At 61.3% G+C, this 24,212-nt stretch carries 24 protein-coding genes; 12 read left to right on the forward strand and 12 right to left on the reverse strand.

The window, feature by feature from the left end; all coding sequences use genetic code 11:
• Positions 1-222 precede the first annotated feature (222 nt).
• From M2416_RS02305 to M2416_RS02325, 5 genes are read left to right on the forward strand one after another with little or no spacing between them, the layout of a single operon-like run.
• Complete coding sequence (locus M2416_RS02305; protein WP_259221861.1) at positions 223-1,299, forward strand: PTS fructose transporter subunit EIIC; 1,077 nt, start codon at positions 223-225, stop codon at positions 1,297-1,299.
• A 20-nt stretch (positions 1,300-1,319) separates the two neighbouring features.
• Entirely contained in the window at positions 1,320-1,640 is a 321-nt protein-coding gene (locus M2416_RS02310) for a PTS fructose-like transporter subunit IIB (protein WP_045854772.1), read from the forward strand.
• 48 nt (positions 1,641-1,688) lie between these two features.
• Positions 1,689-3,986 carry a formate C-acetyltransferase gene (locus tag M2416_RS02315; RefSeq protein ID WP_259221864.1) on the forward strand — a complete coding sequence of 766 codons (2,298 nt, stop codon included), beginning with the start codon at positions 1,689-1,691 and terminating at the stop codon, positions 3,984-3,986.
• On the forward strand, positions 3,952-4,827 hold the full coding sequence (locus M2416_RS02320) for a [formate-C-acetyltransferase]-activating enzyme (RefSeq protein ID WP_259221865.1): 876 nt from the start codon (positions 3,952-3,954) through the stop codon (positions 4,825-4,827). The genes M2416_RS02315 and M2416_RS02320 overlap by 35 nt, the downstream gene beginning before the upstream one ends.
• A 15-nt stretch (positions 4,828-4,842) precedes the next feature.
• Entirely contained in the window at positions 4,843-5,184 is a 342-nt protein-coding gene (locus tag M2416_RS02325; protein WP_045854769.1) for a PTS fructose-like transporter subunit IIB, read from the forward strand.
• 52 nt (positions 5,185-5,236) lie between these two features.
• On the opposite strand, the gene M2416_RS02330 is transcribed toward M2416_RS02325, so the two are convergent.
• Positions 5,237-6,004, reverse strand: coding sequence for a phytanoyl-CoA dioxygenase family protein (locus M2416_RS02330; protein ID WP_259221868.1), 768 nt, complete (start codon positions 6,002-6,004; stop codon positions 5,237-5,239).
• Positions 6,005-6,255: 251 nt separating this feature from the next.
• Here M2416_RS02330 and M2416_RS02335 point away from each other — a divergent pair, with 251 nt between their 5' ends.
• Positions 6,256-7,089, forward strand: a complete 834-nt coding sequence (locus tag M2416_RS02335) for a helix-turn-helix transcriptional regulator (protein ID WP_045854767.1) — start codon at positions 6,256-6,258, stop codon at positions 7,087-7,089.
• Between the two features lie 8 nt (positions 7,090-7,097).
• On the opposite strand, the gene M2416_RS02340 is transcribed toward M2416_RS02335, so the two are convergent.
• From M2416_RS02340 to hpxU, 8 genes are all read right to left on the reverse strand, one after another.
• On the reverse strand, positions 7,098-8,003 hold the full coding sequence (locus tag M2416_RS02340; RefSeq protein WP_259221871.1) for a GGDEF domain-containing protein: 906 nt from the start codon (positions 8,001-8,003) through the stop codon (positions 7,098-7,100).
• A 296-nt stretch (positions 8,004-8,299) separates the two neighbouring features.
• Positions 8,300-9,547 (reverse strand): allantoate amidohydrolase, encoded by a 1,248-nt coding sequence (hpxK, locus tag M2416_RS02345; RefSeq protein ID WP_259222860.1) that lies wholly within the window; start codon positions 9,545-9,547, stop codon positions 8,300-8,302.
• The gene (locus tag M2416_RS02350; RefSeq protein ID WP_259221873.1) at positions 9,544-10,785 is read right to left on the reverse strand and encodes a pyridoxal-phosphate-dependent aminotransferase family protein; all 1,242 of its coding nucleotides are present in this window, start codon (positions 10,783-10,785) and stop codon (positions 9,544-9,546) included. Before M2416_RS02350 ends, hpxK begins: the two co-directional genes overlap by 4 nt.
• Positions 10,786-10,942: 157 nt before the next feature.
• Positions 10,943-11,680, reverse strand: coding sequence for an amino acid ABC transporter ATP-binding protein (locus tag M2416_RS02355; protein ID WP_259221875.1), 738 nt, complete (start codon positions 11,678-11,680; stop codon positions 10,943-10,945).
• Entirely contained in the window at positions 11,661-12,317 is a 657-nt protein-coding gene (locus tag M2416_RS02360) for an amino acid ABC transporter permease (RefSeq protein ID WP_041147572.1), read from the reverse strand. Before M2416_RS02360 ends, M2416_RS02355 begins: the two co-directional genes overlap by 20 nt.
• Positions 12,317-12,982 (reverse strand): amino acid ABC transporter permease, encoded by a 666-nt coding sequence (locus tag M2416_RS02365; protein ID WP_041144886.1) that lies wholly within the window; start codon positions 12,980-12,982, stop codon positions 12,317-12,319. The genes M2416_RS02360 and M2416_RS02365 overlap by 1 nt, the downstream gene beginning before the upstream one ends.
• A 9-nt stretch (positions 12,983-12,991) precedes the next feature.
• Positions 12,992-13,777: a transporter substrate-binding domain-containing protein gene (locus M2416_RS02370; protein WP_259221878.1), complete on the reverse strand. Its 786-nt coding sequence runs from the start codon at positions 13,775-13,777 to the stop codon at positions 12,992-12,994.
• A gap of 214 nt (positions 13,778-13,991) precedes the next feature.
• Positions 13,992-14,831, reverse strand: a complete 840-nt coding sequence (gene hpxU / locus M2416_RS02375) for a MurR/RpiR family transcriptional regulator HpxU (RefSeq protein ID WP_076945142.1) — start codon at positions 14,829-14,831, stop codon at positions 13,992-13,994.
• 251 nt (positions 14,832-15,082) lie between these two features.
• On the opposite strand from hpxU, the gene hpxW reads away from it, so the two are divergent.
• From hpxW to hpxZ, 4 genes are read left to right on the forward strand one after another with little or no spacing between them, the layout of a single operon-like run.
• Positions 15,083-16,666 carry an oxamate amidohydrolase gene (gene hpxW, locus M2416_RS02380; protein WP_259221881.1) on the forward strand — a complete coding sequence of 528 codons (1,584 nt, stop codon included), beginning with the start codon at positions 15,083-15,085 and terminating at the stop codon, positions 16,664-16,666.
• A gap of 9 nt (positions 16,667-16,675) precedes the next feature.
• On the forward strand, positions 16,676-16,864 hold the full coding sequence (hpxX, locus tag M2416_RS02385; protein WP_041144882.1) for an oxalurate catabolism protein HpxX: 189 nt from the start codon (positions 16,676-16,678) through the stop codon (positions 16,862-16,864).
• Positions 16,861-18,258, forward strand: coding sequence for an AtzE family amidohydrolase (locus M2416_RS02390; RefSeq protein WP_259221883.1), 1,398 nt, complete (start codon positions 16,861-16,863; stop codon positions 18,256-18,258). The genes hpxX and M2416_RS02390 overlap by 4 nt, the downstream gene beginning before the upstream one ends.
• Positions 18,255-18,641 (forward strand): oxalurate catabolism protein HpxZ, encoded by a 387-nt coding sequence (gene hpxZ, locus M2416_RS02395; RefSeq protein WP_041144880.1) that lies wholly within the window; start codon positions 18,255-18,257, stop codon positions 18,639-18,641. Before M2416_RS02390 ends, hpxZ begins: the two co-directional genes overlap by 4 nt.
• 51 nt (positions 18,642-18,692) lie before the next feature.
• Here hpxZ and puuE read toward each other — a convergent pair whose 3' ends face one another.
• From puuE to M2416_RS02410, 3 genes are read right to left on the reverse strand one after another with little or no spacing between them, the layout of a single operon-like run.
• Positions 18,693-19,637, reverse strand: coding sequence for an allantoinase PuuE (puuE, locus tag M2416_RS02400; protein WP_259221885.1), 945 nt, complete (start codon positions 19,635-19,637; stop codon positions 18,693-18,695).
• 24 nt (positions 19,638-19,661) lie between these two features.
• Positions 19,662-20,399, reverse strand: coding sequence for an allantoin racemase (hpxA, locus tag M2416_RS02405; RefSeq protein ID WP_259221887.1), 738 nt, complete (start codon positions 20,397-20,399; stop codon positions 19,662-19,664).
• Positions 20,399-21,115: a GntR family transcriptional regulator gene (locus M2416_RS02410; protein ID WP_259221888.1), complete on the reverse strand. Its 717-nt coding sequence runs from the start codon at positions 21,113-21,115 to the stop codon at positions 20,399-20,401. Before M2416_RS02410 ends, hpxA begins: the two co-directional genes overlap by 1 nt.
• A gap of 143 nt (positions 21,116-21,258) precedes the next feature.
• Between M2416_RS02410 and M2416_RS02415 the strand changes: the two genes are divergently transcribed.
• Together M2416_RS02415 and guaD are read left to right on the forward strand one after the other, a co-directional pair.
• Positions 21,259-22,758, forward strand: a complete 1,500-nt coding sequence (locus M2416_RS02415; protein ID WP_259221890.1) for an NCS1 family nucleobase:cation symporter-1 — start codon at positions 21,259-21,261, stop codon at positions 22,756-22,758.
• A 109-nt stretch (positions 22,759-22,867) separates the two neighbouring features.
• A complete protein-coding gene (gene guaD, locus M2416_RS02420; protein WP_259221892.1) occupies positions 22,868-24,193 on the forward strand; it encodes a guanine deaminase in 1,326 nt (441 codons plus the stop codon).
• The last annotated feature ends 19 nt before the right edge of the window (positions 24,194-24,212 follow it).

The following is a 24,212-nucleotide window of genomic DNA, read 5'->3' on the forward strand; positions in this document are numbered from 1 at the left end:
CTATTGTACACAGCATTCTTTTTCATGCCCGCGGTCACAAATGCAGCGCTTAAATTGCCTCCATACCCGCCAGCGCTAAGATTTGAGGTGGATCGCAATTTTATTCTCACCTTACAAATATCCAGTAAATGCACTTTTTCTCTTCTATTTTCTGTACCGCCATTTTCCTACTGTTGAGGCATCAATACCGTCACGAGCGAAGAGCACGCTCAGGAGCAAGCAATGAACGAACTGGTGCAAATACTAAAAAATACACGCCAGCATCTCATGACCGGCGTTTCACATATGATCCCCTTCGTAGTCTCCGGCGGCATCCTGCTCGCCATCTCCGTGATGCTGTACGGCAAGGGCGCGGTCCCGGACGTCGCCACCGATCCGAATCTGAAAAAGCTATTTGATATTGGCGTCGCCGGTTTAACGCTGATGGTGCCCTTTCTGGCGGCCTATATCGGCTACTCCATTGCGGACCGCGCGGCTCTGGCGCCCTGCGCTATCGGCGCGTGGGTAGGCAACAGCTTTGGCGCCGGCTTCTTTGGCGCGCTGATCGCCGGGATGATCGGCGGTCTGGTGGTCTATTACCTCAAGAAGATCCCGGTCCACAAGGTGCTGCGCTCGGTGATGCCTATATTTGTCATCCCGATCGTCGGCACATTTATAACCGCCGGGATCATGATGTGGGGTTTAGGCGAGCCGGTCGGCGCGCTGACCGCTAGCCTGACTGGATGGCTCCAGGGAATGCGCGAGGGCAGTATTGTCCTGCTCGCCATCATCATGGGCCTGATGCTGGCCTTCGACATGGGCGGCCCGGTGAATAAAGTGGCTTACGCCTTTATGTTGATTTGCGTCTCACAGGGCATTTACAGCGTCGTGGCCATCGCCGCCGTCGGTATCGCCATTCCGCCGCTGGGCATGGGGCTGGCAACGCTTGTCGGCCGCAAATACTTCAGCGCCGAAGAGCGTGAAACCGGCAAAGCCGCGCTGGTAATGGGCTGCGTAGGCGTCTCCGAAGGCGCCATCCCCTTTGCCGCCGCCGACCCGTTGCGGGTGATCCCCTCAATTATGATTGGCGCCGCCAGCGGATGCGTCACCACCGCCCTGCTCGGCGCACAGTGCTATGCCGGCTGGGGCGGGCTAATCGTGCTGCCGGTCGTGCAGGGTAAGGGCGGATTTATCGCTGGCCTGCTGGTCGGCGCATGCGTCACCGCCGCCTGCGTCATCGCTCTTAAGGCGCTGACAAAAAAGAAAACGCCGGCCGCTAAAGCCGATGACGAGCTGGATCTTGATTTCGAAATTAACTGAGAAGCAGAGAGGATAAGTCTATGACCCACATTATTGCCGTCACCGCCTGCCCGTCAGGAGTCGCGCATACCTATATGGCCGCCGAGTCGCTGGAGGGCGCCGCCAAAGCTAAAGGCTGGCAGATCAAAGTCGAGACCCAGGGCTCTATCGGGATCGAAAACGAACTGACGGCGGAGGATGTCGCCCGCGCCGATATCGTGATCCTGACCAGGGATATCGGCATCAAGTTTGAAGAGCGTTTTTCCGCTAAAACCATCGTCCGCGTCAATATCAGCGATGCGGTGAAACGCGCGGAGGCCATCATGCAAAAAATCGACGGCCATCTTGCACAGAAAGCCTGAACAGAGCGGAGCGCCCTGGCGCTCCGCCGGACTAACATGGAGTTTGTCATGACGAATCGTACTCAACGCTTAAAAGAGAGTTTGTTCGCCCAGCCGCGGGAGATCTCGCTTGAGCGGGCGCTGCTGTATACCGCAAGCCACAAACAAACGGCGGGTGAGCCGGTACTGTTACGCCGGGCGAAAGCCACCGCGTGGATCCTTGACCATGTGCAGATCTCGATTCGTGAGGATGAACTCATTGCCGGCAACCGCACGGTCAAGCCGCGGGCCGGCATAGTCTCCCCGGAAATGGACCCGTATTGGTTACTGAACGAACTGGACGGTTTCGCCTCTCGCCCCCAGGATCGTTTTGCCATCAGCGAAGAAGATAAGCGTATTTACCGCGAAGCGCTGTTCCCTTACTGGGAAAAGCGCTCGATGAAAGACTTTATTAACGCCCGCATGACCGATGAGGTCAAAGCGGCCGTCAGCACCCAGATTTTCAGCGTCAACCAGACCGATAAAGGCCAGGGGCATATCATTATCGACTACCCCCGACTGCTCAATAATGGCCTCGCGGCCCTGGTTGCAGAACTCAGGGCTGCAGCCGAAAGCGCGCCATGCAACCACTTCTATCAGGCCGCGCTGATTCTGCTGGAGGCCTCGCAGCGGCACATTCTGCGCTATGCGCTGCTGGCCGACGAGATGGCCGCCGCCTGCAGCGACGCCAGGCGGCGTCAGGAGCTCGCCGCCATCGCCGCGATCTCCCGGCATAACGCGGTTCATCGCCCGGAGGATTTCTACCAGGCCTGTCAGCTGTTCTGGTATATGAATATTATTTTGCAGCATGAGTCTAACGCCAGCTCCCTCTCGCTGGGGCGCTTCGACCAGTACATGCTGCCGTTCTATCAGACATCGTTAAATCGGGGCCAGGATCCGGCTTTCCTGCAGGAGCTGCTGGAGTCATTGTGGGTCAAGTGCAACGATATCGTCCTGCTGCGCTCGTCAAGCAGCGCTCGCTACTTTGCCGGCTTCCCAACCGGCTACACCGCGTTGCTCGGCGGACTAAGCGAAACCGGGCGCAGCGCGGTGAACGTACTCTCGTTTCTGGCTCTGGATGCGTATCAGGAAGTCCGGCTACCGCAGCCTAACCTTGGCGTTCGCGTCAATGAGCTGATCGACCGTGCGTTCCTGCGTAAGACCGCGGAAACGATCCGCTTTGGGACAGGTATCCCGCAGGTCTTTAATGATGAAGTCGTGATTCCGGCGTTTCTGAATCGCGGGGTATCGCTCGAGGATGCCCGCGACTACGCCGTCGTCGGCTGCGTCGAGCTGTCGATCCCCGGGCGAACTTACGGACTGCACGATATTGCGATGTTTAACCTGCTCAAGGTTATGGAGATCGTCATCCTGGAGAATGAAGGCAATCCCGACGTGAGCTGGAACGGGCTGCTCAACCAAATCCGCGAAAAAATTCGCCACTACATCAAGCTGATGATTAACGGCAGCAATATTTGCGATATCGGCCATCGCGACCAGGCGCCGGTTCCCCTGCTCTCCTCTTTTATTCTGGACTGTATTGAACGCGGTAAAGATATCACCGAGGGCGGAGCGCGCTATAACTTCTCCGGCGTGCAGGGCATTGGTATCGCCAACCTTAGCGACTCTTTGCATGCCCTAAAGGGAATGGTTTTCGAGCAGCAGCGGATGAGTTTTGATGAGCTCATCCAGGTTCTTAAGGCCAATTTCAAAACCAAGGAAGGGGAAAAAATCCGCGCGCGGCTGATTAACCGTTTTGAAAAATATGGCAATGATATCGATGAAGTCGACAATATCAGCGCCGATTTGCTGCGTTTTTACTGTAAAGAAGTCGAGCAACATCTCAATCCGCGCGGCGGACATTTCACGCCGGGTTCCTACACCGTCTCAGCGCATGTGCCCCTGGGGTCCGTAGTCGGCGCAACGCCCGACGGTCGTCTGGCCGGCGATCGGCTAGCCGACGGCGGGCTCTCACCCATGTTCGGCCAGGACTCTCAAGGGCCGACGGCGGTACTGAAATCCGTCAGCAAGCTGGATAACTATCTTTTATCCAACGGTACGCTGCTTAACGTGAAGTTTACGCCGGCTACCCTTGCCGGCGACGGCGGCCTCAACAAGCTGGCTGACTTTTTGCAGGCATTCAGCAAGCTCAAGCTTCAGCATATCCAGTTCAACGTGGTCAATGCCGATACCCTGCGCGAAGCGCAGCAGCGTCCCCAGGATTTTGCCGGTCTGGTGGTACGCGTCGCCGGTTACAGCGCCTTCTTTGTCGAGCTATCAAAGGAGATTCAGGATGACATTATCCACCGCACCGCGCATCAGCTGTGAGGTTCTGGAGACGCGCGCCGATCGGGCGCGCATTTTTAATATCCAGCGCTACTCGCTGAACGACGGCCTGGGGATCAGGACGGTGGTCTTTTTTAAAGGCTGCCCGCACGTCTGTCCGTGGTGCGCTAACCCGGAATCGATCTCAGCTAAAATAGAGACCGTACGCCGGGAGAGCAAATGCCTGCGCTGTACGCGCTGCCAGCAGGATGTCGAAGAGTGCCCCTCCGGCGCATGGGAGCAAATCGGCCGCGACGTCACGCTAAGTGATTTAGTTAAGGAAGTCCTCAAGGATGACGTTTTCTTTCGCGCCTCCGGCGGCGGCGTCACCCTGTCAGGCGGCGAAGTATTAATGCAGGCCGGGTTTGCAACCCGCTTCCTGCAAACCTTACGCCAGCTGGGAATACGCACGGCAATTGAAACGGCAGGCGATGCGGCATTCAGCCGCTTTTACCCGCTCGCCAGACAGTGCAATGAGGTGCTGTTCGATCTGAAAATCATGGATATTGAACAAGCGCAGACTCTACTGCGGATCGATGTACCGCGGGTGTTAGATAATTTCAGCAGGCTGGTGGACAAGCATATTCAGGTTATTCCCAGGGTCCCGCTCATTCCCGGGTACACGCTTAGCGAAGAGAATTTCCGGCAAATCCTGGCGTTTCTGGCACCCTTTAAGCTTCCTGAAATCCATCTTCTCCCGTTCCATCAATATGGCGAGCCTAAATACGCGCTGCTCGGCAGGAAGTGGTCGATGGCGAAAATTAAGGCCCCGGACGCGTCACAGATTGAGCCATTCAGGATTATGGCTGAGAAAGCGGGTTTTCACGTCACCATCGGCGGCTAGCGCCCGGAGGAGAATATGGAACTGAATATCGTAGCGGTGACCGCCTGCGTCAGCGGCGTGGCGCATACCTATATGGCGGCGGAACGTTTGGTAAAAGTCGCGCACCATGAAAAATGGCATATGAAAATTGAAACCCAGGGCGCATTAGGCGTTGAGAATAAGATCACCCCTGACGATATTACCCGTGCTGACGTGGTGCTGCTGGTGACAGATATTGAAATTGACGATGCGCAACGGTTTATCGGCGTACGAACCATTAAAACCAGCATCAAAACTTTTTTACTTCAGCCGCAGCAGGTTATTGAGGCGGTGAAGTGCATCATGAAAAAACCGGTCGTCTATCTGGACATTCCCTGAGCTTCTCTTCAGAAAAGGGCGGATCCCCTGAATCCGCCCTTATTGCGCCGGACTACTTCACATCAAGCAACCATTTTTGCGCCGGCGTGAGACGACTTGCCGTTTCGGGCCTGAGCCAGCGCTGCTGATCCTGCTGCGGCGTATCCTGTCTGTCAATATAGAGGCCGTGCAGCACGCGCCTTCTGCTGCCGATGTTATTACAGGTGCCGCCATGCCAGGTATGGGCGTTATAAATCATCACGCTTCCCGCTGGCGCGGCGAACACCACCTCGTCAGGATGCGGCTGCTCGGGGTCCTCCAGCACCTCCTCCGGCAGTTCCGGCCGCAGATGAGTGCCGGGAATAATGCGCGGTGCGCCATTTTCGGCGCTTAAATCATCAATAGCCCAAATCGTATTGACCAGATGCACCTTCGGAAAATCCGGCCGCGGCTTTTTCCAGTCGGCATGTAGTGGCTGGCTGCCGCCGTTGAGCAACGCTTCCCGCGCGTTGAGGCTGGAAACCTTAAAATCGCCCTGAAAAATATAGCGGCAGGCGGAGAGGATCAGCGGATGAGACCAGACTTTCTCCCAAATCACCCCCTTATTAATCAGGTTGGCAATACGGGTCGCCGTGGCTTCCTGATGGTGTTCGATGGCGAGATTATCCCCCTCTTTCTCAACAATCGCGTCGATAAGGTCCCGCATTGCTTCCAGCCATTGCGGATCGGCGACGCGATGCACCACGGTGTAGCCGAGGGTATTCAGCTCCTCTTTCATCTTTTCGGTGAGCGCAATATTGGCGCCAAGCGCATCCAGATATACGGCAGACTGATGTTCCATATTTATTTCCTTTAACCTTTCGATAACACGAAATAAACTTTAAACGCCGGCCTGCGGAAATACATGAGGCTAATCCTACGAAAAACTGGATATCCGTACGCGGGAGAGCAAACTGTGATTGCCATCAAAATCTCCGCATCTGCTACCGCCCGCGGTGAAGTCGGCGCGCTGCAAGGTGATCCAATAGCGTCATTAATTTATAAAATAGTTTATAATCAAAAGGATAATAGCTATCTTTCGGGGTTTAGAGGATGATTGCGGATCTGCCTGAAATTCTACATCGCCTGGTCAATCAGCAGGATACGCTGCAGGTCAGATTCCCGGAGCCGGACGTATCGGTCCCCGATCTGGCCTATAAAGTACCCTTCCCTCGGCTGGAAATTGTCCTCGATGGCGAGCTTAAAGAGCGCGGTTTGCCGCTGTCTGATAGCCAGCTAACGCTATCGCAGGTGCTGTACGTGCAGGCAGGTAAATGGACGCTACCGGAGTGGACCGGCCCGGCTTCTACGCTGAGTATCCTGTTCGGTAGGCAAAAGCTGGGATTCTGTATCCAGCGCTGGGATGGCAAGCAGCTGCACACGGAGAAGCAGAACGTCGCCCGACTGGGGCCTCGCGTCGGATCGTATCTGCTGTTGGCGCTGAATGAGATCTGCCTTCAGCCGGACCCGGTCACCGCCAGGCTGGTGGTGTCTGCACTATTAAACCATTGTCTTGAGCAGCTCGTCGGCCTTGAGATGCAGGTCAGCCGGAGCCGCGATCTGTTTTTGGCCGTCCAGGATTTTCTGGAGGACAATCTCAGCCAGCCCTTAACCCGGGAGTCGGTGGCAAAACGTTTCCATATTACCCCCAACTACCTCTCGCATATATTCCAGAAATCGGGATCCGTTGGGTTCAACGAATACCTGACCAGCGTCCGGCTGGAAAAAGCTAAAAAGCTGCTGCGCGGCTATGATTTAAAGGTCAAAGAGATCGCCCATAACTGCGGCTTCGTTGACAGCAACTATTTTTGCCGGGTCTTTAAACGCTACACCGAGCGCTCTCCTTCAGAATATCGTCGCCACTGCCGCAGCGCGCAGCAGGCGTAATATCCGCCTCAGGCTGCGGCCCACTCCACCCGGCCGCGGCCGTTATTTTTCGCCTTGTAGAGCGCTTCATCCACTTTCTTGATAAACGCATCCTGCGGCTCATCGCGCCCGCGCATGCCGACGCCAATGCTCACCGACAGCGGATAGTCGCTATTAATCAGAATGGTGCGGACGTTCTCCAGAATCGACTGCGCCAGGCTGCGCACCTCTTCTGGCGACATCCCGTCAACGATAATGGCGAACTCTTCCCCGCCAATCCTCGCCGGCTGTATTTTGTCGCTGGTTAATTTTGCCAGCTGCTTGCCGAGCGCAAACAGCACCTCATCGCCCATCAGGTGGCCGTAGGTGTCATTTATTTTCTTGAAGAAGTCGATATCGAGAATCATCAGCGCCAGCTGGTGGCCCTGCTTTTCGCGAATGGTATCGATAAAGAAGCGCCGGTTGGGCAGCTGGGTTAATTCATCCTTCAGCGACTGCGAGCGCGCGTCGACGTAGAGGATGTTAATGCGATCGATAATTTTGTAGATCCCGATAGTGGTCAGGAGCATGCCGGACAGGCGCAGCAGATCTTCGCAGTAGTAGCCCATCCATCGCGGCTGGACGAAAATCTCATCCATTAAATCGAAGGTGCCGCCGGCGATCCACAGCAGCAGCCCGTAGCGCACCCAGTTCACCGCCACGTGGCTCATTCTCACTTTTGCCGAATTCCACAGCATAAACACCAGAAACAGCAGGGCCAGCAGATCGATATAGAGTCCGGAGTTGGTAAATATCACGTTCCAGGGGCCTAAAGGTTTTGAGATGAAAATACAGAGCGCCGATACGGCGATAATCACCAATAGCGCGGGCAGCAGGTTGGCCCGGGAAGCGGCCAGCGGGGCCTTGGGAGGCAAATGTTTTTGTAAATCAGGCATTGGCATGTCTCTCAAACAACGTTGTCTCTCTCAAAACGCAGCATACCAGCCCGATGAGATTCGGCACATCAAAAACCCGCATTGCGGCAGCGTAAATCAGGGGCACTAAGGGGGTATCAACGGTGGAGGAAGAGAGTGGACTGACCCCGCGGAATTTTTCCAACTGACTACCAATCCATGGCGACGAGGTCAGTGCCGCGGATGGTATAGCGATCGCCTGCGGCATTTTTAGCTTTTAGTGCTAATTTCTTTACACATCCCCCCGGTTTTCCCGTGCCAACGCGGGGGGAAGAGCGTCAGGTCATATCGCTCAGGGCGAGGGTTGCCTGGCTAAACGCGGCGATCGCCAGCGCAACGTCCGCCGCCGTCACCGACTCCGCCGGGTGATGGCTGACGCCGCCTTTGCAGCGGACAAACAGCATGCCTACCGGCCAGCGTTCGGCCATCGCGATGGCGTCGTGTCCGGCGCCGCTCGGCAGCGACAGGGAGCAATCCTGCACCCGGCACACGGCCGTACTCAGCACCTGCTGCAGCCGCTCATCGCAGGCGGTGGCCGCAATCCGGTAGAACTCCTCGCAGCCAAACTGCAGGCCGCGGCGGTCGGCAACCTTGTGCGCATCGTCGAGCAGCGTATCCAGCAGCGCCTCCAGCGGATCCTCGTGCGGGCCGCGAATATCAAGGCTCAGCGTGACTTCGCCGGGGATCACGTTGACCGCCCCCGGCGCGCAGTGCAGGGTGCCCACCGTCGCCACGAGGTTGCCCCCCTGCTGGCGGGTACGGCTCTCAATCAGCGTCATCCATTCGGCGGCGGCGGCCAGCGCGTCCCGGCGGTGGCTCATCGGTACCGTCCCCGCGTGGCCCGCCTCGCCGAGAAAACGGCAGTTCAGGCGGCGTGCGCCGTTGATGGCCTCAACCACGCCCAGCGCCAGCCCCGCCTGTTCGAGGCACGGCCCCTGTTCAATATGCAGCTCCAGATAGGCGGCAATCTCCTCCACCCGGCGGGCAGAATGCGCGACCCGCGTCGGATCGAGCCCGGCCTGCGCCATCGCCTGCGCCACGCTGATACCTTTGGCGTCGGTTTGCGCCAGCCAGCCCTCGGGCCAGGTGCCGGTCACCCCCCGGCTGCCGAGCAGGGTGATGCCGAAACGGGTCCCCTCCTCATCGCAGAAGCCGACAATCTCAATCGCCCGCGCCGACCGTCGTCCCTGCAGATAGAGGCGGTGTACGACCTCGATCGCCGTCAGCACCCCCAGCATGCCGTCGTAGCGCCCGGCGTTGCGCACGGTATCGAGATGCGAACCCAGCAAAATAGCCGCCGCTCCCTCCTGCTCACCTTCGTAGCGGCCGCAGATATTGCCGACGCTATCCTGCCAGACGCGCATCCCGGCCTCGCTCATCCAGCGGGCGACCTGCTGGTTAGCCTGCAGATGCTGCGGTGAAAGATAGACCCGGGTCAGCGCATCCGCGCTTTCGCTGATCGCGGCCAGCTCGTCGGCCCGCGCCATCACCCTCGCCGCAGCCTGCGCCCACTCCGCCTGGCTCATTGCGGAGTCTCGCTGCGGTAGTGATCCCATGCCGCCTGCATGCCGGCGCCCTGGGTGGTGGCAAACTTGAGGTGGTTCAGCACCGACTCAAGGGCGCTGAGGGTGGTCATCACGCAATCTTTGCGCGCGTTGTAGCCCATCGTGCCGATACGCCATACCTTGCCGTGCAGCGGGCCGAACGAGGTGCCAATCTCTATCGCGAAATCGTCGAGCATGATTTTACGCAGCTGGTCGCCGTTGATCCCCTGCGGGATAACGACCCCGAGGACGTTGTTCATCTTGTGCCTGAGGTCGCCGAAGGTCTCCAGCCCCATCGCCTGGATCCCCTTCAGCAGCGCATCGCCGTGTAGCTTATGCCGGGCAATGCCGTTATCCAGCCCCTCCTCAAGGATCAGGCGGGCGCATTCGCGGGCGGCAAACAGCGCTGAGGTGGCCTCGGTATGGTGGTTGAGGCGCTCCGGCCCCCAGTAGTCCATGATCATGCCCAGATCGAAGTAGTTGGAGTAGATAGCCTCATCAACGCCGTCGAGATGGGCCTCGGTGCGGATCCCCTCTTCAACGCACCGGCGGCGACGAATAGCCTCCTCCATCCGCGCGCTCAGGGTCACGGGCGAGGTCCCGGACGGGCCGCCAAGGCACTTCTGCATTCCCGCCGATACCGCATCCAGCCCCCAGGCATCGCTTTCGAGAGCGTTACCGCCCAGCGACGCGGTGGCATCGGTATAGAACAGCACGTCGTGGCGGCGGCAGATTTCGCCCAGCTCGGCCAGCGGCTGCAGCATGGTGGTGGAGGTATCGCCCTGCACCGTGAGCAGCAGGCGCGGGCGCACGCGCCGGATGGTATCCTCAATCTGCTGCGGGCTGAAGACCTCTCCCCACGGCACCTCAATGGTATGGACCTCGGCGCGGCAGCGGCGGGCGATTTCGCACAGCAGGTGGCCGAAGCGGCCAAATACCGGCACCAGCACCCTGTCGCCGGGGCGGATGGCGGAGACCAGAATCGCCTCGATGCCGGCGCGCGAGGTGCCGTCTACCAGCATCGTCCAGCGGTTATCGGTGCGAAACACGCCGCGATACAGGGCCATCACTTCGTTCATATAGTGGGTCATCGCCGGGTCATACTGGCCGATAAGCTGGCTCGACATGGCGCGCAGCACGCGCGGGTCGGCGTTGATCGGTCCCGGCCCCATCAGCAGGCGCGGCGGCGGGTTGATGGGAGCAAATTGAGCGATATCCATCTTAGTTTCCTTAGTGTGCCTATCCCGGTAGGCGTAATTGTTGAAGGCAGTTTGAACACGGACAGCGCGGAAAAACCGGAGCGTAACCGCAGTCCGTAGGATGTTGAGCGCAGCCCAGGTTCAAATTGCCGAATAAAATAGCCCGGCGGTCAGGCTCTTAGCTGAGACCGCGCACGGAGGAGATAAACTGCTTCAGCTCGAGGGTCTGCGGGTTGGCGAACAGCGTCTTGCTGTCGCCCTGCTCCCAGACGCGCCCCTGATGCATAAACACCACGCGGTCGCCCACTTCACGGGCAAAATTCATTTCATGGGTCACGAGGATCAGCGTCATGCCCTCGGCGGCCAGCTGCTCAAGGACCTTGAGCACTTCGCCAACCAGCTCGGGGTCCAGCGCCGAGGTTATCTCGTCGCAGAGCAGGACCTTCGGCGACATCGCCAGCGCCCGGGCAATCGCCACCCGCTGCTGCTGGCCGCCGGAAAGATTGGCCGGATAGTAGTCCAGGCGGTCGCCGAGCCCCACTTTTTCCAGCATCTGCCGCGCCAGCTCGCGGCACTCGGCGGCGCTCTTTTTCAGCACCCGCCGCGGGGCCAGCATCACGTTTTCCAGCGCCGTCATGTGCGGGAACAGGTTAAAGTTCTGGAACACCATCCCGACGGAGCGGCTGATCTCGCGGGCCTGCGAATCGCGGTCGGTGATGGTCATCCCGCCCAGCTTAATGCTGCCGTCCTGATACCCTTCCAGGCCATTGATGCAGCGCAGCAGCGTGCTTTTACCCGACCCGCTGCGGCCGATAATCGAGATAACCTCGCCCATATCGATATCCAGATCGACGCCTTTGAGCACGTGGTTGTCGCCGTAGTACTTCTGCATCTGATTAATGGTGATGAGAGGCATTGAATTTGTTCTCCAGATAGCGGCTGTAGCGGGACAGCGGGTAGCACAGAATGAAGTAGCCCAGCGCCACCAGCGCAAAGACCTTAAACGGCTGGTAGGTGACGTTGGTCAGCATCGTCCCGGCCTTGGTCAGCTCGACGAAGCCGATAATCGACGCCAGGGCGGTACCTTTTACCACCTGCACCGCGAAGCCCACCGTCGGGGCAATGGCGATGCGCAGCGCCTGCGGCGCAACGACCCGGCACAGCGTCTGGGTGAAGTTCAGCCCCAGGCAGCGCGAGGCCTCCCACTGCCCTTTCGGCAGCGCGCGGATGCTACCGAACCAGATATCGAGTAAAAAGGCGCTGGTGTAGAAGGTCAGCGCCATCGACGCGGCGGTCCACGGCGAGACGTCGATGCCGAACAGCGCCACGCCGAAGAAGGCGAGGAACAGCTGCATTAATAGCGGCGTTCCCTGGAACAGCTCAACGTAGCCGCGGATCAGCCGCCTGACCTGGCGGCCGCCGGTGAGGCGCAGCAGCAGCAGCGGGAGCGTCACCAGCGCGCCGCCGAGAAACGCCACCAGCGACAGCAGCACCGTCCAGCGCCCGGCCAGCAGCAGATTGCGAATAATGTCCCAGTCGGTAAAGGTGACCATCATGCCCGTACTCCCAGCCATTTTCGCCCTGCTGCCATCAGCAGCTGGCGCATTGTTATCGACAGCACCAGGTAGATCCCCGTGGTAACCAGATAGACCTCAAAGCTGAGGAAGGTTCGCGACTGGATCAGGTTCGCCGCGAAGGTCAGCTCCTCATAGGAAACCTGCGAAACCACCGACGATCCCAGCATCACGATGATGCACTGGCTCACCAGCGCCGGATAAATCCGCTGCAGTGCCGGCGGCAGAACCACCTGGATAAAGGTCTGCGTGCGGCTCAGCCCCAGCACGCGCCCGGCCTCCCACTGCCCCTTGGGGGTCACCTGAATCCCGGCGCGCACGATCTCGGTGCTGTAGGCCCCGAGGTTGATCACCATCGCCAGCAGCGCGGCTTCACCGGCGGTCATCTTTAAGCCCAGGTTGGGCAGGCCAAAGACGATAAAAAACAGCTGCACTACGAACGGCGTATTGCGTATCAGCTCCACGTAGCCGCCCCAGATGCGGCTGAACCACGTCGCCCGCCCGCTGCGAATGGCGGCACCGAAAATGCCTATCGCCAGGCCGCCCGCCGTCGCCAGCACCGTCAGTTGCACGGTGACCCACAGCCCCGCCAGCAGCTCTGGCCAGTGTGGCCAGAGCTCAGAAAAATGAAGTTGCTCCGTCATGCCGGGGCCTTATGCGCCAAAGCCTGCGGGCAGCGGCGCTTTCAGCCACTGCTGCGACAGCGCGTTGAGCGTGCCGTCCTTAACTCCCTGCTCAATCAGCGCGTCCACCTTCTCCTTCAGCGCCGGCTCGTTCTTTTTCAGGCCGATAAAGCACGGCGAATCTTTCAGCATAAAGCTCGGTACCGGCGCCTTCTGCGCATTTTGCCGGGAGATAGCCGCCACCACGAGGTTGCCGGTCGCCAGGTACTGCACCTGCCCCGAGAGGTAGGCTGACAGCGTGGTGTTGTTATCCTCGTAGCGCTTGATCTGCGCCTCTTTCGGCGCCAGCTCGCTCAGCACCATGTCCTCCACCGCGCCGCGGGTGACGCCGACGGTTTTCCCGCTCAGCGCCGCCGCATCCTTCAGCTCGGCACCCTTCGGCCCGAAAACGCCGAGGAAGAACGGCGCGTAGGCGCGGCTGAACGCAATCACCTTCTCGCGCTCCGCATTCTTGCCGAGGCTGGAGATCACCAGATCGACCTTATCGGTCTGCAGATAGGGCACCCGGTTGGCGCTGGTTACCGGCACCAGCTGCAGCTTGAGCTTCATCTGCTTCGCCAGGTAGCGAGCCATATCGATGTCATAACCCTGAGGCTGGAGATCGGTGCCCACCGAGCCAAACGGCGGGAAATCCTGCGGCACCGCGATACGGATAACCTCGCGCTTTTCGATATCCTGCAGCTGGTCGGCTCTGGCCGCGCTCATTTGCGTAAACAGACAGGCGGCCCCGGCCAGTGCGATCAACAGTTTTTTCATGATGTTTACCCGTTACGTTAGTATGAAACAAAAGATTCTTTAAATAAACTTCTGCAACTAATGTGCCAGATATACGCCGCGCCGCTGCCGAGGCGGAAGATGCCATAAAAGAGTGATGAAACAAGGAAGAGAGAGAGAATGCGCGGCAATATCGCCTTCTCTCACCGCCGGAAACCCGCACTAAAATAATGCAAAGCACCAGACTGACGCCCCATTATCGCTGCTCGAGCTCGTCCAGCTGCTGATAAAGGGTGGCGATATCGTGAATCCGCGGGCGGCCCTTATCGAGGATCTCATGCAGAAAAGCGTTGGCCAGCAGGTTGATCAGGCTGTTGACCGAGGCGTAGCTATCGTAGGCCGAGACGCTATCGAGCGGCGCGCAGAGCTGCCAGCGCGCCAGCGGGAACAGGCCGTGTGCCTGCGGCTCGCACATCAGCAGCACCGGCACGCCGCTGGCCTGGAGCTGCTGCAGCAGCGGCCGAATAAGGCGCGGGCGGCGGCGAAAGGCCATCACCACCACCACATCCCTGGCCGACAGATCCACCAGCTCCTCGCTTAAACTTTGCCCCGGCTGGGGCAGCACCTGCACCTGCCCGCGCGCCTGCAGCAGCTGCTGGCGCAGGTGCAGCGCCGCCGGATAGGCGTTGCGCATGCCGACGATGACCACCCGTTCGGCGCTCACCATCGCGTTAATCGCTTCGGCAAACTGGCGCGCGTCGAGGGCGTTGACCCACTGGGTCAGGTTGGCCATCTCCTGCTTATAATGGCGCGCCAGCAGCGTGTTGCCCTGCACCGCGTCGCGGTTATCGGTCAGCGGCATCCCGCTCTGGCGCAGGGTGCGCAGCTCGTCGCGCATATCCTTATACTTCTCGTAGCCCAGCCGCTTGAACAGGCGGCTCACCGTCGCTTTTGACACCCCGCTCAGCTGCGCCAGCTCGGCGCTGTTGTAGCTAATCAGGTCGTCAAAGTGATCGAAAATAAAATCCGCCACCCGCTGCTCCTGGGGCGACAGGGAGGCGTACTGCCCTTTGAGTCGTTCATCAAGCTGTTGCATAAGGCCCCTGTAACTTTTGTTTCATCGCACTATACCCGTCATACTCCGCGTTGCCTATGCGCTGGCGCTGCGTCTCGCGCGGTTGTCGCCGTTGATACCCGACCCGCGGCGCGTATGACCTTGAATACCTCTCCTTTCACGATGCGTGCCACTCCGGCAAAAAGCGCCGGCGGCAGGGAATGAAACTTTGGGTTCAGAAGTGGAACGGCTTTTGCAGTCTGAGAGAATACATCGCGTCACGAGGACAACGAATGCACAGTCATGTATCCACCCGCGGGATGGCGGTCGCCCCCCATCACCTTGCCAGCCAAAGCGCGCTTGCCGTACTGCGCGAAGGCGGAAGCGCAATCGAAGCAATGGTCGCCGCGGCGGCCACCATCGCCGTGGTTTATCCCCATATGAACGGGCTCGGCGGCGACGGCTTCTGGCTCATCGTCCCTCCACAAGGGGAGCCGATAGCAATAGACGCCAGCGGCGCGGCGGGCTCGGGGGCGACGCCTGAGGCCTATTCCGACCTCAGGCAGATCCCGCACCGCGGCCCGCGCGCCGCGCTGACCGTCGCCGGGACCGTCAGCGGCTGGGACGAAGCGCTCCGGGTATCGCACTCCCTGAGCGGCAAGGCGCTGCCGCTGGCGCGTCTGCTGGAAGACGCTATCGGCTACGCCAGCGACGGGATCCCGGTCACCGAATCCCAGGCCAGCGCCACCGCCGGCAAGTTTGCCGAGCTCCGCTCGCTGCCGGGATTTGCCGAAACCTTTCTGGTCGACGGCCAGCCGCCGGTTGCCGGCAGTCGCTTTCGCCAGCCCGCGCTGGCCAACACCCTCAGGCGGCTGGTCGACGAGGGGCTGGACAGCTTCTATCGCGGCCCGCTGGCTGAAACCCTGGCCGGGGGCATGGCGCAGTACGGACTGCCCGTCACCCTCGACGATCTCCGCCAGCACCGCGCCCGCCGCCCTGCGCCGCTGAAACTGACCCATCAGAACGGCGAGCTGTGGAACCTCGCGCCGCCGACCCAGGGGCTGGTATCGCTGGCCATTCTCGGCATTACCGACCGCCTGGCGATGGCCGAGGCCGACGAGGCGATGACCGTCCACCGCATCGTTGAGGCCACCAAGCTGGCCTTTGGCCTGCGCGACGCCCATATCACCGACCCGCGCCACCTCGATGTCGATATTCAGAGCCTGCTGGAACCGGCGGCGCTGCAGGCGCTGGCTGAGCGGGTCAGCGACCAGCAGGCCGCCCCGTGGGGCGCCGGCAAAGGTCCCGGCGATACCGTATGGATGGGGGTCATGGACGACAGCGGGCTGGCGGTCTCCTTTATTCAGAGTATCTACCACGAGTTCGGCAGCGGCGTGGTGCTGCCGGAGAGCGGGATTGTCTGGCAGAACCGCGGCGCCTCGTTCAGCCTCGATCCGCAGCATCTTCTGGCGCTGGCCCCCGGCAAGCAGCCGTTCCATACCCTTAATCCGGCGGCGGCCCGCCTCAGCGACGGCCGGGTGATGGTGTACGGCTCGATGGGCGGCGACGGCCAGCCGCAGACTCAGGCCGCCCTCTTTACCCGCTACATCCTGCAGGGCGTGCCGCTGCAGGAGAGCATCTCCCGGCCGCGCTGGCTGCTGGGCCGCACCTGGGGACAAACCTCCGACTCGCTGAAGCTGGAGGGCCGCTTTACGCCGCAGAGCATCGCCCGCCTGCGGGCGCTGGGGCATGAGGTCGAAGTGCTGGACGATTTCAGCGAGGCCATGGGCCACGCCGGCGCCATCGTCCGTCATCCAAATGGCCTCTTCGAAGGGGCATCCGATCCGCGCAGCAACGGCTCAGCCGCCGGTTATTAGGAGTTCAGCATGCAAAAAGTGACGCTCGACTGGAGCACGTACCTGGCACAAATGGAGCAGATCCTCGGCCTGGAGCTGGATGAAACCCGCCGCGCCGAGCTTCAGCTGCAGTTCAGCCGCATCGCCGCCATGGCCGAACCGCTGATGGCCTTCCCCCTCGACGAACGCCTGGAAATCGCCGGAGTGTATAAAGCATGACGCTTAACCAAATGACGATTAGCGAGATCCAGCGCGCCCTGCAGACCGGGGAGCTCAGCGCCCGGGAGATCGCCCGCCGGACTCTGGACGACATTGCGCGGGTCAACCCGCACATCAACGCCTGGACCACGGTGACGGAAGCGCGAATGCTGGCCGAAGCGGACAGCATTGATACCCTGCGCCGGGGCAAGCAGCCGCTGCCGCCGCTGGCCGGCGTCCCCTACGCGGTAAAGAATCTGTTCGATGTTTCCGGACAGACCACCCTCGCCGGCGCCCGGCTGTTTAGCGAACGCGCCCCCGCCGCGGCCGACGGCTGGGCGGTGCGCCAGCTCCACGCCGCGGGCGGGCTGCTGTCAGGGATGCTGAATATGGACGCCTACGCCTACGGCTTTACCACCGAAAATAGCCACTACGGCGCGACGCGTAACCCGCACGACCTGGCGCGCATCGCCGGCGGCTCGTCCGGCGGTTCGGCGGCGGCGGTAGCGGCCGGGCTGGTGCAGTTCGCGCTGGGCAGCGATACCAACGGCTCCATCCGCGTGCCGGCCTCCTTATGCGGTATTTTTGGCCTCAAGCCGACCTTTGGCCGCCTGTCGCGATCCGGCAGCCATCCGTTTGTTGCCAGCCTCGACCACATCGGCCCCCTCGCCCGCAGCGTCGGCGACCTCGCCGCGGTCTACGATGCGCTGCAGGGGCGCGATCCCGGCGACGGTTTCCAGGCCGATAAGGCCAGCGAGCGCACCAGCAACCTGCTGCCGCGCGGTCTCGAAGGCCTGCGCTGCGCGGTGCTCGGCGGCTATTTTAGCCGCTGGTGCGATGACGACGCCCGCGCCGCCGTCGCCCGGGTAGCGCAGGCGCTCGACGCCCGCGAGGAGCTGCAGTTCCCCGAAGCCGAGCTCTCCCGCTCGGCGGCGTTTATCATCAGCGCCTCCGAAGGCGGCAACCACTACCTGCCCGCCCTGCGCCGCGAGCCGGAGCGCTTCGAGCCCCACTCCCGGGAGCGGCTGCTGGCCGGGGCGATGGTCCCGGCGAGCTGGTATATTCAGGCCCAGCGCTTTCGCCGCCACGCCCGGCAGGCGTTCCAGGTGCTGTTTGCCCACGCCGATATTCTGATCGCGCCGGCAACGCCGTGCAGCGCCACGCTCATTGGCGAGCAGACCATGGAGATCAACGGCCAGCAGCTGCCGGTCCGCGCCAGCATGGGGATGCTCACCCAGCCCATCTCCTTCGTGGGCCTGCCGGTCACCACGGTGCCGCTGCGCAGCGCCGCCGGGCGGCCGATTGGCCTGCAGCTGATCGCGGCCCCGTTTAATGAACAGGCCTGCCTGCGGGCGGCGCGCGTACTGGAAGAGATGGGGCTGACCGATGCCAGCCCTGCGGAGGTAATAGCATGATCGATCAGGACAATATTAACCGGCCTCGCGTTCTGGCCGAGGTCACGGCCGCCTTTTATCGCTATGAAGAGGCGCTGGTCAGCAACAACGTCGCGGTGCTCGACGAGCTGTTCTGGGAGGATAAACGCACGGTGCGCCTCGGCGCCGGGGAGAATCTCTACGGTGCCGACGAGATCCGCGCTTTCCGCGCCGCCCGTCCGGCGGCCGGACTCCAGCGCGAACTGCGCCACACGGTGATCGTCAGCTTCGGCGAGGATTACGCGGTCTGCAGCACCGAGTTCACCCGCGAGGGCAGCGATCGCGTGGGCCGCCAGCAGCAGACCTGGGTGCGCTTTCCCTTCGGCTGGCGCATTGTCGCCGCCCAGGTGAGCCTGATGAGCTAATGAACGCGGCCGCCCTGGCCGGACCGGAGCGAACTCCGGCCCGGCTATCGGCTAGCGACGAAACGGATAGTTTTCCCGCCAGCGGTCGGCAATCTGCTGGCGGGTGCAGACCCACACCTGCTCATGCTGCTGGACGTAATCAAGGAAGCGCTGCAGGGCCCGAAAGCGCCCCGGCCGGCCCAGCAGGCGGCAGTGCATGCCGACAGACATCATCTTCGGCGCCTCGCGCCCCTCTTCATACAGCACGTCAAAGCTATCTTTGAGGTAGGTATAAAACTGCTCAGCGGTATTGAACCCCTGCGCGGTGGCAAAACGCATGTCGTTGGTATCAAGGGTATAGGGCACGATCAGATGCGGCCTGCGCGAACCGTCGCCGCACGGCACCTCGACCCAAAACGGCAGATCGTCGCCGTAGTAATCGCTGTCGTAATCAAAGCCGCCGTGCTCGACCACCAGCCGGCGAGTATTGGGGCTGTCGCGCCCGGTGTACCAGCCGGTGGGCGGCCTGCCGAAGAGATCGGTTAACACCTGCACCGCCTGCTGCAGATGCGCGCGCTCGGTCTCGATATCCATATGCTGATAGTGGATCCAGCGCCAGCCGTGGCTGACCACATCGTAGTTGGCGGCCTTAATCGCCGCCACGATATCGGGATGCCGCGCCAGCGCCATCGCCACGCCGAACACGGTCAGCGGTAGCCCGCGCTGGCTGAACTCGCGGTGAATGCGCCAGAACCCGGCGCGGCTGCCGTACTCATACAGCGAGTCCATCGACATATGTCGGTCAGGGTAGCTGGCCGCGCCGATAATGTCGGAGAGAAACTGCTCGGAGCCCGCGTCGCCGTGCAGGACGTGGTTTTCCGCCCCCTCTTCATAATTTAAAACAAACTGTACGGCGATACGCGCATTCTGCGGCCATGGCGCGCGCGGCGTCTGGCCGGCATAGCCGCGCAGATCGCGAGGATAATCCTGATTAAAAAGCGCTGACTGCTGATCCATCTCCCACCTCTTTACTCATCACCATCAGTTAAATGACTGAAACCTGCCGCCTAAATCTTTCGCTTCCGGGAAGGCCAGGTCGCCCTGCTTGCTGGTCGACAGGCCGAGCGCCACCAGCGACTCGACCATTTTTACCGCCGCGCTGACGCCGTCGATGACCGGCACCCGCAGCTCGCGAGTGAGCTCCTGCGCCAGCGTCGCCATCCCGCCGCAGCCCAGCACAATTGCCCCGCAGCCGTCCTCCTTCAGCGCCTGAACGCAGCGCTGACGTACCTGCTCCTGCGCCCGACCGCTGCCGTCCTCCAGCGCCAGCACCGGCAGATCGATAGCGTGCAGCCCGGCGCAGTGGTGGTAGAAGCCATACTGGTGCAGCAGGTGGCGGGCGATAATCAGCGTGCGCGGCAGCGTGGTGACGATGGAAAAGCGGGTGGCGACCAGGGTGGCCATATGCATCGCCGCCTCGGCGATGCCAACCACCGGCCCTTGCGCCAGCTCCCGCGCCGCCAGCAGCCCCGGATCGCCAAAGCAGGCGATCACATGACCCGAAACCCCCTGCTGGCGCCCGGCCTTAATTTGTTCGAGCACCCCGACCGCGGCGATGGCTTCATCGAAGTGCCCTTCGATGGAGGGCACGCCCTCCGTCGGGCAGACCGCCACAATCTCGGTCCCCGGCGCGGCGGCCGCCCGCGCGGCGGCGCCGATGGTCTCGGTCATGGCGCGGCTGGTGTTGGGATTAATCACTTGTATACAAACAGAGGACATTACGACTCCTTGTAGCCGGCAAACAGCCGGGCGAAATCGGGCAGGGAAACGCCCGCGGTGTCAAAGCGCAGGCTGGCAACGATATGGGCAAAGTGGTGGGTCAGCGCCGCGCTCAGCGGCTGCAGCGCCCCGGCGCGCAGCAGCCCGATCAGCTGCCCGTGATCGTCGCAGCGGCAGCCCTGTCGCCACGGCGATCCCCATGCCGCAACGGCTAATGACGAGCGCTGGCTCAGGCGGGTGACCATCTCGGTAAGCACCTGGTTGGCGGAGATCGCCTGCAGCTGAATATGGAATTCGGCGGAGTAGCGGATCGCCGCCGGGCCGTTGCAGGCCTCATGCGCCTGCTGCTCCTGGCGAATAATCGCCTCCAGCGCCGCCAGATGCGGCGGCTGGCAGCGGGCCAGCACGTCGGGCAGATTGGCGACCTCCAGCAGCTCTCGGGTGCGGAAGATCTCCCGCGCCTCTTCTTCCGTGGGGCTGGCAACCTGTGCACCACGCTTGGGCGTCAGGGTGACCATTTGCACAGCGGCGAGTCGCTGCAGCACCTTGCGGATCCCCGTGCGGCTGACGCCAAAGACCTCAGCCAGCGCCTCTTCCGGCAGCTTGCTGCCCGGCGGCAGCTGGTGTTCAACGATGGCGGTCATCAGCGCCTGATAGATGGCTTCATCCTTGTCCTGCAGGCCTGACGCGGCGTGCAGACTATTTTCGTGACTCATTAACCGGCTCCGTATTCACGTTTCGATATCAGACTGTATACATAAAAATTAAATATTGCATACAAGATTAACTATTTTGGCCTAATTCCTGCAACAGCCTCAGCAATCCATATTCAGGGGTTTCATCAAGAGGAGCAGGTTTCATGCCACATTCACAAAATACGCATCAGGTTAAGGCCGCGGGCTCCAGCGCCGGCTACAGTCCACGGCTGTGCAACGAGGATCTGGCGCCGACGCGCGACCAGAACTGGAGCTGGTACAACATCTTTTCCTTCTGGATGTCGGACGTGCATAGCATGGGGGGCTACGTCGTGGCGGCGAGTTTCTTTACCCTGGGCTTAGCCAGCTGGCAGGTGCTGCTGTGCCTGCTGGTCGGCATCTGTATCGTTCAGCTGTGCGCCAACCTGGTGGCCCGGCCGAGCCAGATGGCGGGCGTGCCCTATGCGGTGATCTGCCGCCAGGCGTTTGGCGTCTTCGGCGCCAATATTCCGGCGGTGATCCGCGGGCTTATCGCCTTTGCCTGGTACGGGATCCAGACCTATCTGGCCGCCAACGCGCTGATGCTGGTGGTGCTAAAGTTCTGGCCGTCGCTGGCGACGCTCACCGCGAGCAGCTTCCTCGGGCTGTCGCATCTTGGCTGGCTGTGCTTCGCCACCATGTGGCTGCTGCAGGCGATGGTGTTCTGGCACGGGATGAGCGCCATCAAGCGCTTCATTGATATCGCCGGTCCGGCGGTCTACGTGGTAATGCTGGCGCTGGCGGGCTGGATTGTATACAAGACCGGTTTCGACGGGATCTCCTTTACCCTCGCCAGCAAGTCGCTGAGCGCCGGGGAACAAACCTGGCAGATGATCACCGCGACCGCGCTGGTGGTCTCCTACTTCTCCGGCCCGCTGCTTAACTTTGGCGACTTCTCGCGCTATGGCAAAAGCATGGGTGAAATCCGCCGCGGCAACCGCTGGGGCCTGCCGTTCAACTTCCTGCTGTTCTCTATCGTTACCGTGGTGATTGTCTCCGGGACGCAGTCGCTGTTCGGCCGCATGATAACCGACCCGATTGAAACCGTAAGCCGCGTAGGCAACGACCTGGCGGTGGCCATCGGCCTGCTGACGATGATCACCGCGACCATCGGGATCAACATTGTCGCCAACTTCGTCTCCCCGGCCTTCGACTTCTCCAACTGCTCGCCGCAGAAAATCAGCTTCCGTACCGGCGGGATGATCGCCGCGGTGGGTTCAATCCTGCTCACCCCGTGGAACCTGTTTAACTCCCCGGAGCTTATCCACTACACCCTCGACGTGCTGGGGGCGTTTATCGGCCCGCTGTTCGGCATTCTGCTGGTCGACTTCTACCTGATTAAGCGCGGGAAAATCTCGGTGGACGATCTGTTTGACGATACGCCGAAAGGGCAATACTGGTATCGCAGCGGCTTTAACCCGAAGGCCATCGCCGCGCTGGTCCCCTCCGTGGCCATCGGCCTGACGATCAGCTTTATCCCCGCCCTGCATGAGGTCGCCAACTTCAGCTGGTTTATCGGCGTCTTCCTGAGCGGCGCCGCCTACCGCTGGATTGCCCGCGACGATCGCGTCGCCCTCTCCGCCACCGCGCGCTATGACGCCCGCGCCGTGGCGCAGAAAGAGTAGTTTCCCCTCTCTGGCCGCGCCCGCCGGCGCGGCATACCCCGCAACCGCGACGGCTGGCATTAATATTGCTTTAGATCTTGCTCAATGCGCGATTCAACAGGGAGCCAACATGGCGGAAACCATCAAGTCGTACGATGCTGCAATTCGCGGGGCGTTTTTTGATATCGCCCGGGTCGCCGACGGCGCCGACGATATCGCCCGCCACGCGCGCTATCTTGCCGACGGCCTGCTGTTTATTGAGAACGGCACGATCCAGACGCTGCTGCCGTGGCAGGAGGGAGAGCAGTTTCTCCATCCGCACAAGGGATACACCGACCTGCGCGGCAGGCTGCTGCTGCCGGGCTTTATCGATGCCCACGTCCACTATCCGCAAACGGAGATGATTGGTGCCTACGGCGAACAGCTGCTGGAGTGGTTAACCACCTACACCTTCCCGGTCGAAAGCCAGTTCGCGGACGAGGCCTATAGCGCGGAGATCGCCCGCTTTTTTGTCAACCAGCTGCTCAGCCACGGCACCACCACCGCGCTGGTGTTCTGCACTCTGCATCCCGAGTCCGTCGATGCGCTGTTTAGCGAAGCGCTGCGGCTGAATATGCGCATTCTCGCCGGGAAGGTGATGATGGACCGCCACGCGCCGGAATACCTGACGGAAACGGCGGAACAAAGCTACCGGCAAACCCGTGAGCTGATCCAGCGCTGGCACCACTGCGGGCGCCTGGGCTACGCCATTACCCCGCGCTTTGCCCCCACCTCCACGCCGGAGCTGCTGTCGGCCATTCAGCAACTGCGGGAGGAGTTTCCGGATACCTGGCTACACACCCATCTGAGCGAAAATCTCAGCGAGGTCGCGTGGGTGAAAAGCCTGTGGCCGGAGCATGAGCACTATCTCGACGTCTATCACCACTACCGGCTGACCGGCGAGCGCAGCGTATTTGCGCACGGCATTCACCTCGCCGACGCCGAGTGGCGCTGCCTGCACGAAACCGGCTCCGCGCTGGCCTTCTGCCCAACCTCAAACCTGTTCCTCGGCAGCGGCCTGTTTCGCCTGCCCGCCAGCTGGCAGCAGCGGGTGCGGATCGGCATTGGCACCGACGTGGGGGCGGGAACCACCTTCAGCATGCTGCGCACGCTAGGGGAAGCCTATAAAGTTGCCCAGCTTCAGAGCTATCGCCTGCCCGCCTGCGAGGCCTTTTACCACGCCACGCTCGGCGGCGCGCACGCCCTGCGCCTTGACGATAAAATTGGTAATTTCGAACCGGGAAAAGAGGCCGACTTCGTGGTTATCGACACGGCCGCCACCCCTTTACAGCGGCTGCGCATCGGACGCTGCAAAGATATCTACGAGCAGCTGTTTGTGCTGATGACCCTCGGCGACGAGCGCAATATCAGCGAGACCTGGGTCAACGGCGAACGCGTCTGGCACCAGCAGGGCTGACGCCCCCGCCGGGCCAGAA

Source organism: Klebsiella sp. BIGb0132 (assembly GCF_024810075.1).
GTDB classification, from domain to species: Bacteria; Pseudomonadota; Gammaproteobacteria; order Enterobacterales; family Enterobacteriaceae; genus Klebsiella; species Klebsiella terrigena.

What these genes read in the sequence shown, in the direction of transcription:
- M2416_RS02305 (WP_259221861.1), top strand. Translation starts at nt 223, where the DNA reads ATGAACGAACTGGTGCAAATACTAAAAAATACACGCCAGCATCTCATG.
- M2416_RS02310 (WP_045854772.1), top strand. Translation starts at nt 1,320, where the DNA reads ATGACCCACATTATTGCCGTCACCGCCTGCCCGTCAGGAGTCGCGCAT.
- M2416_RS02315 (WP_259221864.1), top strand. Translation starts at nt 1,689, where the DNA reads ATGACGAATCGTACTCAACGCTTAAAAGAGAGTTTGTTCGCCCAGCCG.
- M2416_RS02320 (WP_259221865.1), top strand. Translation starts at nt 3,952, where the DNA reads ATGACATTATCCACCGCACCGCGCATCAGCTGTGAGGTTCTGGAGACG.
- M2416_RS02325 (WP_045854769.1), top strand. Translation starts at nt 4,843, where the DNA reads ATGGAACTGAATATCGTAGCGGTGACCGCCTGCGTCAGCGGCGTGGCG.
- M2416_RS02330 (WP_259221868.1), bottom strand. Translation starts at nt 6,004, where the DNA reads ATGGAACATCAGTCTGCCGTATATCTGGATGCGCTTGGCGCCAATATT.
- M2416_RS02335 (WP_045854767.1), top strand. Translation starts at nt 6,256, where the DNA reads ATGATTGCGGATCTGCCTGAAATTCTACATCGCCTGGTCAATCAGCAG.
- M2416_RS02340 (WP_259221871.1), bottom strand. Translation starts at nt 8,003, where the DNA reads ATGCCTGATTTACAAAAACATTTGCCTCCCAAGGCCCCGCTGGCCGCT.
- hpxK (WP_259222860.1), bottom strand. Translation starts at nt 9,547, where the DNA reads ATGAGCCAGGCGGAGTGGGCGCAGGCTGCGGCGAGGGTGATGGCGCGG.
- M2416_RS02350 (WP_259221873.1), bottom strand. Translation starts at nt 10,785, where the DNA reads ATGGATATCGCTCAATTTGCTCCCATCAACCCGCCGCCGCGCCTGCTG.
- M2416_RS02355 (WP_259221875.1), bottom strand. Translation starts at nt 11,680, where the DNA reads ATGCCTCTCATCACCATTAATCAGATGCAGAAGTACTACGGCGACAAC.
- M2416_RS02360 (WP_041147572.1), bottom strand. Translation starts at nt 12,317, where the DNA reads ATGGTCACCTTTACCGACTGGGACATTATTCGCAATCTGCTGCTGGCC.
- M2416_RS02365 (WP_041144886.1), bottom strand. Translation starts at nt 12,982, where the DNA reads ATGACGGAGCAACTTCATTTTTCTGAGCTCTGGCCACACTGGCCAGAG.
- M2416_RS02370 (WP_259221878.1), bottom strand. Translation starts at nt 13,777, where the DNA reads ATGAAAAAACTGTTGATCGCACTGGCCGGGGCCGCCTGTCTGTTTACG.
- hpxU (WP_076945142.1), bottom strand. Translation starts at nt 14,831, where the DNA reads ATGCAACAGCTTGATGAACGACTCAAAGGGCAGTACGCCTCCCTGTCG.
- hpxW (WP_259221881.1), top strand. Translation starts at nt 15,083, where the DNA reads ATGCACAGTCATGTATCCACCCGCGGGATGGCGGTCGCCCCCCATCAC.
- hpxX (WP_041144882.1), top strand. Translation starts at nt 16,676, where the DNA reads ATGCAAAAAGTGACGCTCGACTGGAGCACGTACCTGGCACAAATGGAG.
- M2416_RS02390 (WP_259221883.1), top strand. Translation starts at nt 16,861, where the DNA reads ATGACGCTTAACCAAATGACGATTAGCGAGATCCAGCGCGCCCTGCAG.
- hpxZ (WP_041144880.1), top strand. Translation starts at nt 18,255, where the DNA reads ATGATCGATCAGGACAATATTAACCGGCCTCGCGTTCTGGCCGAGGTC.
- puuE (WP_259221885.1), bottom strand. Translation starts at nt 19,637, where the DNA reads ATGGATCAGCAGTCAGCGCTTTTTAATCAGGATTATCCTCGCGATCTG.
- hpxA (WP_259221887.1), bottom strand. Translation starts at nt 20,399, where the DNA reads ATGTCCTCTGTTTGTATACAAGTGATTAATCCCAACACCAGCCGCGCC.
- M2416_RS02410 (WP_259221888.1), bottom strand. Translation starts at nt 21,115, where the DNA reads ATGAGTCACGAAAATAGTCTGCACGCCGCGTCAGGCCTGCAGGACAAG.
- M2416_RS02415 (WP_259221890.1), top strand. Translation starts at nt 21,259, where the DNA reads ATGCCACATTCACAAAATACGCATCAGGTTAAGGCCGCGGGCTCCAGC.
- guaD (WP_259221892.1), top strand. Translation starts at nt 22,868, where the DNA reads ATGGCGGAAACCATCAAGTCGTACGATGCTGCAATTCGCGGGGCGTTT.